Origin of the sequence: Streptomyces sp. KL2 (assembly GCF_046529545.1) — a bacterium.
Taxonomy (GTDB): domain Bacteria; phylum Actinomycetota; class Actinomycetes; order Streptomycetales; family Streptomycetaceae; genus Streptomyces; species Streptomyces radiopugnans.
On sequence record NZ_CP127170.1, the window covers coordinates 4,874,909 to 4,888,343 of the forward strand.

Annotated in this window: 12 protein-coding genes; 5 read left to right on the top strand and 7 right to left on the bottom strand. The window is 75.6% G+C overall.

Annotation, left to right across the window (positions count from 1 at the left end; translation table 11 throughout):
- Window positions 1-10: 10 nt before the first annotated feature.
- Window positions 11-391: a GntR family transcriptional regulator gene (locus tag QPK52_RS21915; protein ID WP_410539154.1), complete on the top strand. Its 381-nt coding sequence runs from the start codon at window positions 11-13 to the stop codon at window positions 389-391.
- A 3-nt stretch (window positions 392-394) separates the two neighbouring features.
- Here QPK52_RS21915 and QPK52_RS21920 read toward each other — a convergent pair whose 3' ends face one another.
- From QPK52_RS21920 to QPK52_RS21930, 3 genes are all read right to left on the bottom strand, one after another.
- Window positions 395-955, bottom strand: coding sequence for an NADAR family protein (locus QPK52_RS21920; protein WP_410539156.1), 561 nt, complete (start codon window positions 953-955; stop codon window positions 395-397).
- Between the two features lie 53 nt (window positions 956-1,008).
- On the bottom strand, window positions 1,009-2,139 hold the full coding sequence (locus QPK52_RS21925) for a DUF5925 domain-containing protein (protein WP_410540437.1): 1,131 nt from the start codon (window positions 2,137-2,139) through the stop codon (window positions 1,009-1,011).
- A 66-nt stretch (window positions 2,140-2,205) separates the two neighbouring features.
- Complete coding sequence (locus tag QPK52_RS21930; protein ID WP_410539157.1) at window positions 2,206-3,288, bottom strand: serine/threonine-protein kinase; 1,083 nt, start codon at window positions 3,286-3,288, stop codon at window positions 2,206-2,208.
- Between the two features lie 177 nt (window positions 3,289-3,465).
- Between QPK52_RS21930 and QPK52_RS21935 the strand changes: the two genes are divergently transcribed.
- Entirely contained in the window at window positions 3,466-3,732 is a 267-nt protein-coding gene (locus QPK52_RS21935; protein ID WP_093662902.1) for a hypothetical protein, read from the top strand.
- Window positions 3,733-3,923: 191 nt separating this feature from the next.
- Here the strand turns inward: QPK52_RS21935 and QPK52_RS21940 are convergent, their stop codons facing one another.
- From QPK52_RS21940 to hmgA, 3 genes are all read right to left on the bottom strand, one after another.
- Window positions 3,924-5,192: a type ISP restriction/modification enzyme gene (locus tag QPK52_RS21940; protein WP_410539159.1), complete on the bottom strand. Its 1,269-nt coding sequence runs from the start codon at window positions 5,190-5,192 to the stop codon at window positions 3,924-3,926.
- A 59-nt stretch (window positions 5,193-5,251) separates the two neighbouring features.
- On the bottom strand, window positions 5,252-6,001 hold the full coding sequence (locus QPK52_RS21945) for a GntR family transcriptional regulator (protein WP_410539160.1): 750 nt from the start codon (window positions 5,999-6,001) through the stop codon (window positions 5,252-5,254).
- 132 nt (window positions 6,002-6,133) lie between these two features.
- On the bottom strand, window positions 6,134-7,474 hold the full coding sequence (gene hmgA, locus QPK52_RS21950) for a homogentisate 1,2-dioxygenase (RefSeq protein WP_093662904.1): 1,341 nt from the start codon (window positions 7,472-7,474) through the stop codon (window positions 6,134-6,136).
- Window positions 7,475-7,687: 213 nt separating this feature from the next.
- Between hmgA and QPK52_RS21955 the strand changes: the two genes are divergently transcribed.
- The 3 genes from QPK52_RS21955 (at window position 7,688) to QPK52_RS21965 (ending at window position 12,742) form a co-directional block, all read left to right on the top strand.
- Window positions 7,688-10,084, top strand: a complete 2,397-nt coding sequence (locus QPK52_RS21955) for a molybdopterin oxidoreductase family protein (protein WP_410539161.1) — start codon at window positions 7,688-7,690, stop codon at window positions 10,082-10,084.
- 56 nt (window positions 10,085-10,140) lie between these two features.
- Window positions 10,141-11,559 (top strand): aldehyde dehydrogenase family protein, encoded by a 1,419-nt coding sequence (locus tag QPK52_RS21960; RefSeq protein WP_410539162.1) that lies wholly within the window; start codon window positions 10,141-10,143, stop codon window positions 11,557-11,559.
- 100 nt (window positions 11,560-11,659) lie between these two features.
- Window positions 11,660-12,742, top strand: a complete 1,083-nt coding sequence (locus tag QPK52_RS21965; protein ID WP_410539163.1) for a zinc-binding dehydrogenase — start codon at window positions 11,660-11,662, stop codon at window positions 12,740-12,742.
- Here the strand turns inward: QPK52_RS21965 and QPK52_RS21970 are convergent.
- Window positions 12,739-13,407 (bottom strand): TetR/AcrR family transcriptional regulator, encoded by a 669-nt coding sequence (locus QPK52_RS21970; protein ID WP_410539164.1) that lies wholly within the window; start codon window positions 13,405-13,407, stop codon window positions 12,739-12,741. The two genes, QPK52_RS21965 and QPK52_RS21970, sit on opposite strands and share 4 nt — an antisense overlap.
- Window positions 13,408-13,435 lie beyond the last annotated feature (28 nt).

The window sequence follows — 13,435 nt, forward strand, 5'->3', positions numbered from 1 at the left end:
GAGAAGTGCCGTGCCCCTGAGACTCGCCGTCGACCCGGACGCCCCCACCGCACCCTACGAGCAGGTGCGCGCCCAGATCGCCGAGCAGGCACGCGGCGGCGGGCTGCCGGTCGGCCACCGCCTGCCCACCGTGCGCGGACTCGCCGAGGAACTGGGGCTGGCGGCCAACACGGTGGCCAAGGCCTACCGCGCGCTGGAGGCCGACGGGGTGATCGAGACCCGGGGCCGCCACGGCAGCTTCATCGCCGCCACCGGGGACACCGCCGCCCGCGAGGCCGCGGCGGCGGCGCGGGCGTACGCCCAGCGGGCCCGGCGCCTGGGCCTGGACCGGGCCGCCGCGCTCGCCGCGGCCGAGGAGGCGATCGCCGCCGAATACGGCCGGGAGGGCTGACCCTCATCCCGCCGCCAGCCGCTCCCGGGCCGCCATCAGGGCGAAGCCCAGCAGGTTGCGTCCGCGCCAGCGTGCCGGGTCGGACGCCCGCTCGTCGTCCGCGGCCAGCCCGATGCCCCAGATCCGGTCCAGCGGACTGGCCTCCACCAGCACCCGTCCCCCCGTGGCGAGGAGGAACGCCCGCAGCTCGCCGTGCTGCCCGAACTTGTGGAGACAGCCCTCGACCACGATGCCGAAGCGGTGCCCGGCCCAGACTTCCTCGTCGAAGCCCCGCACCGTGCGGCCCGCGGCCTTGGCCGCGCCCGGCTCCGCCGAGGCGAGAATCCGCTCCTCGGCCGCCGCGTCGCCGAACAGCTGCGCCTTGGCGGCCATCATCCAGTGCTCGGCGGTGGGATGGAGGACCCCGTCCACGGTGAACGGCGAGGGCCACCACTGGCTGAGGCACCACGGGCCGGGCGAGCCGTCGCGCCGTCCCCGGGGCGGGGTGTGCCCCCAGAAGTGGAGGTACTCGATGCGCTCCCCGCGCGCCTGCCGCCCGGCCAGTTCCGCCACCGCATCGTCCACGTGCTCCTCGGACGCCCTTCCGAGAGCACTTCCAGGAGCCCTTCCGGGAGGCGTCACAGGTACATCCCCTCGTCCGACCTCCCCGGCTGCGGCGGCACCGAGGCCGGGCCCGAGCCGCGGCGCAGCGCGTACAGCTCGGCCAGGGTCGCCCCGTCGCGGCCGACGCCCTCCTCGGTGCCGAGCCAGTTCACGGCCTCCGCCCGCGTCAGCGGGCCGACCTCGATGCGGGCCAGGCAGCGGCCGGGGCGGACGACCGCCGGGTGCAGCCGCTCCAGGTCCTCGTTGGTGGTCAGGCCGACCAGGACGTTGCGGCCCTGGCCCAGCAGCCCGTCGGTGAGGTTCAGCAGCCGGGACAGGGCCTGGCCGGTGGCGTGCTTGGCCTCGCCGCGGATCAGCTCGTCGCAGTCCTCCAGGAGCAGCAGCCGCCAGCGCTCCCGGCCGGGCCGGTCCGGGGCGCCGTCGTCCTCGCCGATGGCGATGTCCATCAGATAGCCGACCTCGTTGAACAGCCGCTCGGGGTCGAGCACGCAGTCCACCTGGCACCAGTCCCGCCAGGAGCGCGCCAGCGTCCGCAGGGCGGAGGTCTTGCCGGTGCCCGGCGGGCCGTGGAGCAGCAGCAGCCGCCCGGTGATGTCGTCCGGGGTGGTCTTCATCAGCCCGTCCATGGCCTCGGCGACCGGGGCGGTGTAGTTGCCGCGGATCTCCTCCCAGCTCCCGGCGGCGATCCGGCGGGTGGTGCGGTACGGGCCGCGCCGCGGGGAGTTGTACCAGAAGCCCATGGTGACGTCGTCCGGCCGGGGCTCGGGCTCGTCCTCCGCGCCCTGCACCGCGGCCTTCAGCGTCCGCTCCGCCAGTTCCTCGCTGACGGCCGTCACGGTCACGTCGGCGCCGCGGGACCAGCGGGAGACCAGCAGCGTCCAGCCGTCGCCCTCGGCCAGGGTCGCGCCGCGGTCGCCGTCGCGGGCCGAGCGCAGTACGACCGCCCCCGGCGGCAGCAGTGCCACGCCCTTGCGCACCCGCTCCAGGGAGCGGCTGCGGGCGTGCGGCTGCTCGCCGGTGGTGAAGCGGCCCAGGAAGAGGGCGTCGATGACGTCGGAGGGGGAGTCGCTGTCGTCGATGTTGAGCCGGATGGGCAGCGACTCCTCGGTCGGCACGGCACGGCGGTCGGCACACATGGCCCCCATGATCCGGTACGGGGGGCCGCCGCGCACGCAGGTTTCCTCCGCCCCGCCGGGGATTCCGGCGGGCGCTCAGCGCAGGGCCACGGCCACGGCGAGAGCGGCCACCAGCAGGACCAGCAGCCCGGCGACGAGCACCAGCACCCCGCGCGGCCCCCGGTCGGCGTCCCAGGAGCCCGCCGCGGACGGCGGCCGCCGCTCCGGGGCCGTGCCCGGCGCGCCCCGGCGCCCGCCGTCCCCCTCCTCGCCGGAGTCCGTACGGCCCGCGTCCGGCGAGGAGGGGGGCGAGGACGGAGAGGGAGGAGCGGTGGCGCGCGGGCCGCCGCCGGCCGCGGCCACGCGCAGCAGCCGTTCGGCCCGGGCGGCGGTCGTACGCTCGGCCGGGTCCGCCCGCAGCAGCCCCTCCAGCACCGGTGCCAGCGCGCCCGCCCGCCGCATGGGCGGCAGATCGGCGTCGGTGTACGCGGCGAGGGAGCGCAGGGTCTCCCCGGGGGTGCCGCGGCGGAACGGCGAGACGCCCTCCACGGCCAGGTACAGCACCGCGCCCAGGGCCCACAGGTCCGCGGCCGGGCCCGGGTCCTGGCCCCGCGCGCACTCCGGGGCGAGGAACTCGGGCCGGCCGACCGCCGCACCGGGCCGGTCGTGCGCCGTGTCGGCCTTCACCTGCGCGGTGCCGAAGTCGGTGAGGACGATCCTGTTGTCGTTCCCCAGCAGGATGTTGGACGGCTTGATGTCGCGGTGGATGATGCCCGCCTCGTGGGCGCTGCGCAGCGCCGAGACGGCCTCGGCGCCGATCCGCGCGGCGCCGGCCGGGGACATCGGCCCCTCGGCCTCCAGCGCGGCGGCCAGCGACAGCCCCCGCACCAGCTCCATCACGATCCACAGGCGGCCGTCCTCGATCACCACGTCGTGGACGGTGGTGGCGTTGCGGTGGGAGATGCGCCCAGCCGTCATGGCCTCCCGCTCCAGGCGGGAGTAGAGGGCGCGCACCTCGGCCGGGGAGAGCTCCTCGGCGGCCCTGACCTCCTTGACCGCGACCTCGCGTCCCAGCACTTCGTCGCGTCCCTGCCAGACCACGCCCACCTCGCCGCGGCCCAGCTCGGCCGTGAGGCGGTAGCGGTCGGCGAGCAGCCTTCCACTGTCACCGGTGTTCATCCTCGTCCCCCGTCCCCGGCCCCGCCATGGGGCCGGTCGGATGCTGTTGTCTCGTACGGTGTTCGTCAACCCCCTTGCGGGGAAGGTGAATCGAGTGACCGGAATACCCGTGGGTCACGGTCGGGAGATAGGGTTACCCTGCCCGGGCCGGGAGCCCTCGTTTGGGTGGGGAGTGTCATGGAACAGATAACGGTACGCAGCAGGGCGCGGATCCCTGCGATCCAGTGCGGGAGCGGTGCGACCGGTTCGCGCCTGGACCGGCACTTGAGCGTGCTGGCGGGGCCCGCCGTCCCCCAGGATGACACGGCGGAGGCGACCTTGCTCATGCGCGAACTGACCGCGCGCGACGCAGTGCACATGCGCTCCCACAGCAGGGGCGCGCGGGTCTCCCTCTTCGCGCCGCTGCGGCGGCTGCGGCGCTCCCTCTTCGGAGGCCACGCCTGACCACGCCCGGTCATACCCGCAGCACCCGCAGCACCCGGGCCGGAGGATAAAGGTTTCGGCTCAGGGCTCCGGGGGACCGGCCTCCCCGCGGCGGGCCGGGCGTCACCGCCCGGCCCCGGCCACGTCCGCGCACTTCCCCTGGCGACCCGCTCCCGAACCGGCGGTCGGCCCGCCGCGGGGAGGCCGGCTCCTCACAGCAGTGCCAGCTGCCCCTCCGGGCCCTCCTCGCGGTGGTCCAGCACGGAGGCCGGGCGCCGCGCTCCCGGCGGCACCGGCAGCACACCGGCCCCGCGCAGCGTCGACGCCTCCACGGCCGGACGCCCGGCCAGCCTGCCGGCGAACTCGGCGCGGGCCCCGCGCAGCCCGTCGAGGAGGGTGAGCACGGTGATCAGCTCCAGCAGCTCCGAGGTCCACCCGGGCTGCCAGGCCTTCGGGCGCACCGCCTCCAGCGTGCCGGGCGCGGCCGGGGCCGTACGCCGGGCGAACCACTCGGCGAGCACCCGTACGCCACCCGCCTCGAACTCCCAGGCTCCGCGCGCCACCGGCGCTATCCGGCCGTCCCCCACCCACAGGGCCTCCTCCTCCGCGTCGTGGCGCAGCGCGTCCGGGGCCGGGCACTCGGGCAGCGTGGCCCGTACGTAGGGGCGCCGCCCGCCCGGCAGGCGCGGGCGGGAGCCGTCGCCGCAGCGGGCGCCGCGGGTGTGCGCCCGCAGGACCTCGCGGCCCAGCGCGACGCCCTCCCGCCACATCTCCCGGTCCGCGGTGAGCGGCACGGCATGGCCGCCGGGGGTGCCGGGGGTGCCGGGGGCTCCGGGGGCGGGGCGTACCGCGGCAGCCGTCCAGGCCAGGACGTCCTCGGCCGTCACCGGTGTGCCCAGTACCCGGGCCAGCAGTCCGGGCAGGCCGGGGGCGAGGTTGGGCTCGCGGCCGCCGGGGCGCCGGTAGAGGGGGCGTACGCGGCCGGGCCGGGACGCCGCGGCGGCGACCGGGAGCAGTTCGGTGAAGACCGGCTCCGGGGCGGGGGAGCGGGGCGCGGCCGGGGGCTCGACCAAGAAGACCTGCCGGTCGTCGGCGACCCGCCACAGCTCCGGCCGGGCGGCGTCGAGCAGGCGGTGGTCCGGTATCAGCCACTGCCGGTCGTACGGTCCGCACAGCACCCGCACCGGCTCCGGGCACGGCCCGTCCTCCCGGTCCAGCCGGACGGTGCGGGCGCCGGCGCTCCCTGCGGGGCCGGGGAGCTGCGGGACGGCGGTGCGGGTGGTGCGGGCGCGGCTGGGGACGAACAGCGCCTCGCGCTCGGCGCCGGAGGCCCGCAGGAGCTCGGCCCAGCGGGACCTCAGCGACGCGGCGTCCGGCGCCGTCACCCAGTCCCGGCCCGGCCGCGGCGGCCGGGCCGACCAGGGCATCAGGTCGTCGAGCGGGACGGCCTCACCACGGCCGCCGCCCGTTGCGGCACCCATCGGTTCCCTCCCCGTTCCCCTTCCCGTACGGCTCACCGCACGCATGCTACGGACGCGGATCAGTCCGCCTCCACGGTGACGGAGAAGGAGAAGCGGTCGCCGCGGTAGTGGATGCGGGCCACGTCCACCACCCGGCCGCTCTCGTCGTAGGTGACGCCGGTGTAGTGCAGGATCGGGCTGAGCAGCGGCACCTGGAGCATCTCGGCCGTCTCCGGGTCGGCCAGCCGCGCCTGGACGGTGTCGGTGATGCGGCTGATCCGCACCCCCACGGCGTCGCGCAGCACCTTCGTCATGGGCCAGCGCTCCAGGTCCTCCAGGTCGATGCGGCCGGCCAGTTCGGGGCGGACGAGGTTCTCCGCCCAGTTGGTCGGCTCGCCCGTCTCCCGGTCGCGGCGCAGCCGCCGGTAGGCCACCGCCTCGGTGAGGTCGGGGAAGTACTCGGCCAGTTCCCCGGGGACCGGGCCGGTGCCGTGTCCCAGCAGCACCGTCTCCTCGCCCGACTGCTGGGCCACGATGGCGTCCACCGAGCCGAGCAGCCGCACGGGGGACCCGCTGCGGGCGCTCGGCTCGATGAAGGTGCCGCGCCGCCGGTGCCGGGAGATCAGCCCCTCGTTCTCCAGCTCCTTGAGCGCCTGGCGCATGGTCAGCACGCTGACGCCGTAGTGCTCGGCGAGCCGCTCCTCGGTGGGCAGGCGCAGGGGCGCGCCGGGGGAGCGGCCGAGTATCGAGGCGCGCAGGGACTGCGAGACCTGATACCACAGCGGCAGTTTGCGGTTCAGCGCGAGCGAGTCGGGAGCGAAGGTGGTCAAGGCGGCCTCCGGACGGCCAGGCTGGGTTGCCGGGTGTTGCCGGGCCGCCGCGTCACGGTGCCGTGACGCGGCGGCGGTGCGGCGGTACGTCGTGGGTCACGGTACGCGCCATCGCCTCCGGATGCGGGCCCCTCATTCCCGGAAGTGGCGCTCCAGGCCCTGCCACACGTCGTCGTAGTCGCGCTGGAGGTGCCCGGCGTCGCGCGCCTGGGCGGTCAGCGTCACCGGCCAGCGGGTCTCGAACATGAAGGCCAGCCCGTCGTCCACCTTCTGCGGGACCAGCTCGGCTGCGCTGGCCCGGTCGAAGGTCTCGCGGTCCGGACCGTGGGCGGACATCATGTTGTGCAGCGATCCGCCGCCGGGTACGAAGCCGCCGGGGCCGGCCGTCTTGGCGTCGTAGGCGCCCTCGATCAGGCCCATGTACTCGCTCATCACGTTGCGGTGGAAGTACGGCGGCCGGAAGGTGTCCTCGCCGACCAGCCAGCGCGGGGCGAAGACCACGAAGTCCACGCCCGCCAGGCCCGGGGTGTCCGACGGCGAGGTGAGGACGGTGAAGATCGACGGGTCGGGGTGGTCGTAGCTGATGCTGCCGATCACGTTGAAGCGGCGCAGGTCGTAGACGTAGGGCACCAGGTTGCCGTGCCAGGCGACGACGTCGAGGGGGGAGTGGTCGTAGGTGGCCGTCCACAGGCCGCCGCAGAACTTGTTGACCACCTCCACCGGGCCCTCCACGTCCTCGTACGCGGCGGTGGGGGCGAGGAAGTCGCGGGGGTTGGCCAGGCCGTTGGCCCCGATGGGGCCGAGGTCGGGCAGGACGAAGGGGCGGCCCATGTTCTCGCAGACGTAGCCGCGCACCACGGCGTCCAGCGGCTCGACGCGGAAGCGGACCCCGCGGGGGATCAGCGCGATGTGGCCCGGCTCGGCGCGCAGCAGGCCGAACTCGGTGCGCAGCAGCAGGCCGCCGCGCTCGGGCACGATCAGCAGCTCGCCGTCGGCGGAGCTGAACACCCGGCGTTCCATGGGGGCGTTGGCGGCGTACAGGTGGATGGCCACGCCCTCGCGCCGGGCGGCGTCGCCGTTGCCGCCCAGGGTCCACAGCCCGTCCAGGAAGTCGGTGCCGGGGGCGGGGTCGGGCAGCGGGTCCCAGCGCAGCCGGTTGGGGTCGGGCTCGGTCTCGGTGAAGGGGGCGCCGCGCAGGGAGCCGCCGTCGGCGCGGACGAAGCGGGGGTGGGCGGCGGAGGGGCGGACGCGGTACAGCCACGAGCGGCGGTTGTGGGCGCGCGGCTCGGTGAAGGCGGTGCCGCTGAGCTGCTCGGCGTAGAGCCCCAGGGGCGCGCGCTGGGGGGAGTTGCGGCCGACCGGAAGCGCTCCCGGAACGGCTTCGGAGGCGTGTTCGTTGCCGAAACCGGAGGAGTACGCCAGCCCCTCCGCGGTCTTGCGCGCCTGCTCGAAACCGCTTGTGGTGCCACTCATCGCAACGCTCCCGGTGCTCAGGGTTTCCTGTTGTCAACCATAGGAATTCGGAGGTCCGCACGTCAACGGCGAGCCTTGGACGGGTGTGCCGCCGTTTCGGCTCCCACCCCTGGGCGGCCGGGGGGCGACGGGGCTAAGGTTCCCTTACCGGCCGGTCGGTATGGAGCCGCCGGACCGCACCGCCCATCCGGACGCCGCTCATCAGGGGGACCGATGCCGGAGAGTGTCACCACGCAGCCGAACGCGGAGCCCGGCCCCGCCGCGGGCCCCGGCGCCCGCACCGCCCTGCGGATCTGCCCGCTGTGCGAGGCCACCTGCGGACTGGTCGTCACCGTCGCACCGGACGACGGCGGACGGGAGCGGATCACCGCGGCCCGCGGCGACCGCGACGACGTCTTCAGCCGCGGCTTCGTCTGCCCCAAGGGGGCCCTCTTCGGCGAACTGGACGCCGACCCCCACCGCCTCGTCCGTCCCCTGGTCCGCCGCGACGGCGAACTGCGCGAGGCGAGCTGGGAGGAGGCGTTCGCGGCGGTCGCCGAGGGGCTGGGCCGCGTCCTGGAGGACGGCGACCCCCGGGCCGTCGCCCTCTTCCTGGGGAACCCCAACGTCCACACCGTCGCCGGCGCCCTCTATCCGCCCCTGCTGGTCAAGGCACTGCGCACCCCCAACGTCTTCACCGCCTCCACCCTCGACCAGATGCCCAAGCACGCCTCCAGCGGACTGCTCTACGGCGACCCCCTGGCCATCCCCGTCCCCGACCTGGACCGCACCGACCACCTGCTGGTCGTCGGCGCCAACCCGCTGGAGTCCAACGGCAGTCTGTGCACCGCCCCCGACTTCCCCGGCCGGCTCAGGGCCCTGCGCAGGCGCGGCGGCACCCTCACCGTCGTCGATCCGCGCCGCACCCGCACCGCGCGCCTGGCCGACCGGCACGTGGCCGTGCGGCCCGGCGGGGACGCCCTGCTGCTGATGGCGATGGTCCAGGTCCTCTTCGCCGAGGAGCTGGCCGACACCGGTGCGGCCGGGGAGCACCTCGGCGGTGTGGAGGACGTGGCCCGGCTGGCGGCCGGCTTCACCCCCGAGGCCGTCTCCGGCGCCTGCGGCGTCGAACCGGAGGTCATCCGCACCCTCGCCCGCGAACTGGCCGCCGCCGAGCGCGCCGCGGTCTACGGCCGCATCGGCAGCACCACCGTGGAGTTCGGCACCACGGCCAGCTGGCTGGTGGACGTCCTCAACGCGCTGACCGGCAACCTCGACCGGCCCGGCGGCGCGATGTTCCCGCTGTCGGCCACCGCCCGCGCCCCCCGCCCGCCCGCCCCGGGCCGGGGCTTCGCCACCGGCCGCAGACGCAGCCGGGTCAGTGGGCACCCGGAGGTCAAGGGGGAGTTCCCGGCCGCCGCGCTGGCCGAGGAGATCGACGCCCCGGGCGCGGGGCGGGTACGGGCGCTGGTCTGCGTCGCCGGCAACCCGGTGCTCTCCGCACCCGACGGCGCCCGGCTCGAACGCGCCCTGGCCGGGCTGGACTTCATGGTCAGCGTCGACCCGTACCTCAACGAGACCTCCCGCCACGCCCATGTGGTGCTGCCGCCGCCCCCGCCCTCCCGCTCCCCGCACTTCGACTTCAGCTTCAACGCCCTGGCCGTCCGCAACCAGGCGCGCTACACCCGGCCCGTGATCCCCCTGGGAGAGGGGGAGATGAGCGAGAGCGCGATCCTGGCCCGGCTGGTGCTGTGCGCCTCCGGCGCGCCCGGCGCCGACCCGGAGTCGGTCGACGCCCTGGCCGTCGAGCGCACCCTGTCCGCCGCCGTCGCCGACCCGCTCTCCCCCGTCCACGGCCGGGACACCGGAGAGCTGACCCGCCTGCTGAGCGGGGAGAGCGGCCCCGAGCGGCGGCTGGACATGATGCTGCGGCTGGGCCCCTACGGCGACGGCTTCGGCGCCGATCCCGGCGGCCTGACCCTGGCGAAGCTGCTGGAGCACCCCCACGGCGTCGATCTGGGCCCGCTGCGCCCCCGTCTGCCCGAGGTGCTGCGCACCCCCTCCGGCAAGGTCGAGCTGTGCCCGGAGCCGATCGCCGCCGACATACCGCGGCTGCGCCGCTTCCTGGCGGACCGCCGGAAAGAGGCCGCTGCCCTGGTGCTGGTCGGCCGCCGCCATCTGCGCTCCAACAACAGCTGGATGCACAACGTCCCCGGCCTGAAGGGCGGAAGCAACCGCTGCACCCTCCACGTCCACCCCGCCGACGCCGCCCGGCTCGGTCTGGCCGACGGCTCCCTGGCCGAGATCGCCGGCGACGGGGGCGCGGTACGGGCGCCGGTGGAGGTGACCGAAGAGGTGGCCCCGGGGGTCGTCAGCCTGCCGCACGGCTGGGGCCACGACCGGCCCGGCACCCGTGTGCCGGTGGCCTCCGCCGAGCCCGGGGCCAACGTCAACCAGCTCCTGGACGGGCGGCTGCTCGACCCGCTGTCGGGGACCGCCGTGCTCAACGGGTTCCCGGTCCGGGTGGCCCCCGCGCCGACGCCCGCCGGGGAGGCCGCCGGGGAGGCCGCTGCGGAGGCCGGACCGGCCTCCCCGGCTTCCGCCGGATCCACCGCCCCCTCCCCCGTGTGATCCACGGCATGCGCCGTCCTGCTGACACCCCAAACTAGCGCCGCTAGTTTGGGGGCATGCAGGCACACAACGGCATGTACATCGACGGAGAGTGGCGCCCCGCCGCGGGCACGGAGACGATCGAGGTCGTCGATCCGGCCACCGAGGAGATCATCGGCACCGTCCCGGCGGGCACCGCCGAGGACGTCGACGCGGCCGTGGCGGCGGCCCGCGCGGCCCTGCCCGGCTGGGCCGCCACACCGCCCGCCGAGCGCGCGGCGCGGCTCGGTGCGCTGCACGACGCCCTGGCCGCCCGCCGCGAGGCGATCGCGGCCACCGTCACCGCGGAGCTGGGCGCACCGCTGTCCTTCTCGCAGGCCGTCCACGCCGATCTGCCCATCACGGTCGCCGGGACGTACGCCAGGCTCGCCGCCGAGCACCCCTTCGAGGAGAGGCTGGGCAACTCCCGCGTACTGCACGAGCCGGTCGGCGTCGTCGGCGCCATCACCCCCTGGAACTACCCGCTGCACCAGGTCGTCGCCAAGGTGGCCCCGGCCCTGGCGGCCGGCTGCACGGTGGTCCTCAAGCCCGCCGAGGACACCCCGCTGGTCGCGAGGCTGTTCGCCGAGGCGGTGGCCGAGGCGGGGGTGCCCGCCGGGGTGTTCAACCTCGTCACCGGGCGCGGCCCGGTGGCCGGGCAGGCGCTGGCCGAGCACGACGGCGTGGACATGGTCTCCTTCACCGGCTCCACCGCCGTCGGCCGCCGCATCGGCGCGATCGCCGGCGGCGCGGTCAAGCGGGTCGCGCTGGAGCTGGGCGGCAAGTCCGCCAACGTCATCCTGCCCGGCGCGGACCTGGTGAAGGCCGTGAAGATCGGCGTGGGCAACGTGATGGCCAACGCCGGCCAGACGTGCAGCGCCTGGACCCGCATGCTGGTCCACGCCGACCGGTACGACGAGGCCGTGGAGATCGCCGCCGCCGCGGCGGCCAAGTACACCCCCGGCGACCCCACCGACCCCGCCACGCGCCTGGGCCCGGTGGTCAACGCCGGGCAGCGCGAGCGCGTCACCGGCTACATCCGCACCGGCGTCGAGGAGGGCGCGACCCTCGTCGCGGGCGGCGCGGACGCACCCGAGGGGATGGAGCGCGGCTACTACGTGCGCCCCACCGTCTTCGCCGGCGTCACCCCCGGTATGACCATCGCCCGCGAGGAGATCTTCGGTCCGGTCCTGAGCATCATGCGGTACGAGGACGCCGACGACGCCGCCAGGATCGCCAACGACTCCGCCTACGGGCTGTCGGGCGCGGTGTGGGCCGCCGACGACGAGACGGCCACCGCCTTCGCCCGCCGTCTGCAGACCGGCCAGGTGGACGTCAACGGCGGCCGGTTCAACCCGCTTGCCCCCTTCGGCGGCTACAAGCAGTCCGGCGTGGGCAGGGAGCTGGGCCCGCACGGTATGACCGAGTACCTCCAGACCAAGTCCCTGCAGTTCTGAGCGCCTTTCCCGTCCGCTCCCGTCCGCCCGTCCGCCCGTCCGCCCGTCCGGTCCCACCGCAAGCAGCCCGTCCGCCCGAGGACGCGAGAGGAGACGCCACGTGGTCCGCGCCGTAGTCCTGCCCGCCGCCCAAGCCCCGCTGGAACTGGGGGAGATCGACCTGCCGGAGCCCGGCCCCGGCCGGGTGAGGGTCCGCCTCGCCGCCGCCGGGGTCTGCCACTCCGACCTGTCGCTGTCCAACGGCACTCTGCGCCAGCCCGTGCCCGCCGTCCTCGGCCACGAGGGCGCGGGCACCGTGACCGCCGTGGGCGAGGGCGTCACGGCCGTCGCCCCCGGCGACGAGGTCGTCCTCAACTGGGCTCCCTCGTGCGGGAACTGCCACTTCTGCGCGAGGCTGGGCGAGCCCTGGCTGTGCACCGAGGCCAACGCGGCCAGCGGCGTCCCCTACGCCCGCTCCGCCGACGGCCGCGACCTGTACCCGGGTCTGGGCACGGCCGCGTTCGCCGAGGAGACGGTCGTCGCCGAGCGCGGTGTGCTGCCGCTGCCCGCCGGCATACCGCTGACCGACGCGGCCCTGCTGGGCTGCGCGGTCCTGACCGGCTACGGCGCGGTCAACCACAGCGTCCGCCTGCGCGAGGGCGAGTCGCTGGCCGTCTTCGGCGTCGGCGGGGTCGGTCTGGCGGTGGTCCAGGCGGCGCGGATCGCGGGCGCGGACCGGATCGTCGCCGTGGACGTCTCCCCGGGCAAGGAGGAACTGGCTCGCCGCGCCGGGGCCACCGACTTCCTGATCGCCTCCGACACCACGGCCAAGGAGATCCGGAAGATCACCGGCGGACTGGGCGCGGACGCCGCCGTCGAGTGCGTCGGCCGCGCGGAGACCATCCGCGCCGCCTGGTCCTCCACCCGGCGCGGCGGCCGCACCTCGGTGGTGGGCATCGGCGGCAAGGACAGCCAGGTCTCCTTCTCGCCGCTGGAGATCTTCCACTTCGCCCGCACCCTGTCCGGCTGCGTCTACGGCAACTGCGACCCCGTGCGAGACCTGCCGGTCCTCGCCGAGCACGTCCGCTCCGGGCGGCTGGACCTGGGCGCGCTGGTCACCGACCGGATCGGCCTGGCCGACGTGCCCGCGGCCTTCGAGGCCATGCTCGCCGGACGCGGCGGCCGGGCGCTGGTGGTCTTCTAGCCCGTCCGCTCCTCGCCGCCCTCCGCCTCCCGGGCCCGCCCCCGGTCCGGGAAGCGGAGCGCCAGCCCGTCGACGAGGGCGCGCAGGCCCGTCTCGAAGGCGCCCTCGTCGACGCGCTGCTGGTGCTCGGCCAGCAGGTGGGCCTGGTCCAGGTGCGGGTAGTCGCGCTCGTACAGCGCCGCGTCGTCGACGAAGCCGCGCGCGAAGGAGCCCAGCGCGGAGCCGGCCACGAAGTACCGCATCAGCGCGCCGATGCGGGTGGCGTGGGCGCGCGGCCATCCGGCGTCGAGCATCGCGCCGTAGACCGCGTCGGCCATCCGCAGCTGGCTCGGGCGCCGGCCCGGTCCCTGCGCCAGGTACGGGACGATGTTCGGATGGGCGCTGAGCGCCGCCCGGTAGGAGCGGGCCCAGGCCACCAGCGCCTCGCGCCAGTCGGTGCCGTCCTCGAACATCGACAGGTCGACATCGGCGCACACCGCGTCGGCCACCGCGTCCAGGATCTCGTCCTTGGTGCGGAAGTGGTTGTACAACGACGGGCCGCTGACGCCCAGTTCGGCGGCGAGCCTGCGGGTGGACACCGCGGGCAGGCCCTCGCCGTCCACCAGCGCGAGCGCCGCCGCCACGATCCGCTCGCGGCTCAGCAGGGGGGTACGTGGGCGTGCCACGGATCACATCCTCGGGTCTCGTCCGGTA

Bases quoted from the DNA above. Each gene is read 5' to 3' on its own strand.
- QPK52_RS21930 (WP_410539157.1), bottom strand. From the start codon at position 3,288: ATGAACACCGGTGACAGTGGAAGGCTGCTCGCCGACCGCTACCGCCTC.
- QPK52_RS21955 (WP_410539161.1), top strand. From the start codon at position 7,688: ATGCCGGAGAGTGTCACCACGCAGCCGAACGCGGAGCCCGGCCCCGCC.
- QPK52_RS21925 (WP_410540437.1), bottom strand. From the start codon at position 2,139: ATGGGGGCCATGTGTGCCGACCGCCGTGCCGTGCCGACCGAGGAGTCG.
- QPK52_RS21960 (WP_410539162.1), top strand. From the start codon at position 10,141: ATGCAGGCACACAACGGCATGTACATCGACGGAGAGTGGCGCCCCGCC.
- QPK52_RS21935 (WP_093662902.1), top strand. From the start codon at position 3,466: ATGGAACAGATAACGGTACGCAGCAGGGCGCGGATCCCTGCGATCCAG.
- QPK52_RS21940 (WP_410539159.1), bottom strand. From the start codon at position 5,192: ATGGGTGCCGCAACGGGCGGCGGCCGTGGTGAGGCCGTCCCGCTCGAC.
- hmgA (WP_093662904.1), bottom strand. From the start codon at position 7,474: ATGAGTGGCACCACAAGCGGTTTCGAGCAGGCGCGCAAGACCGCGGAG.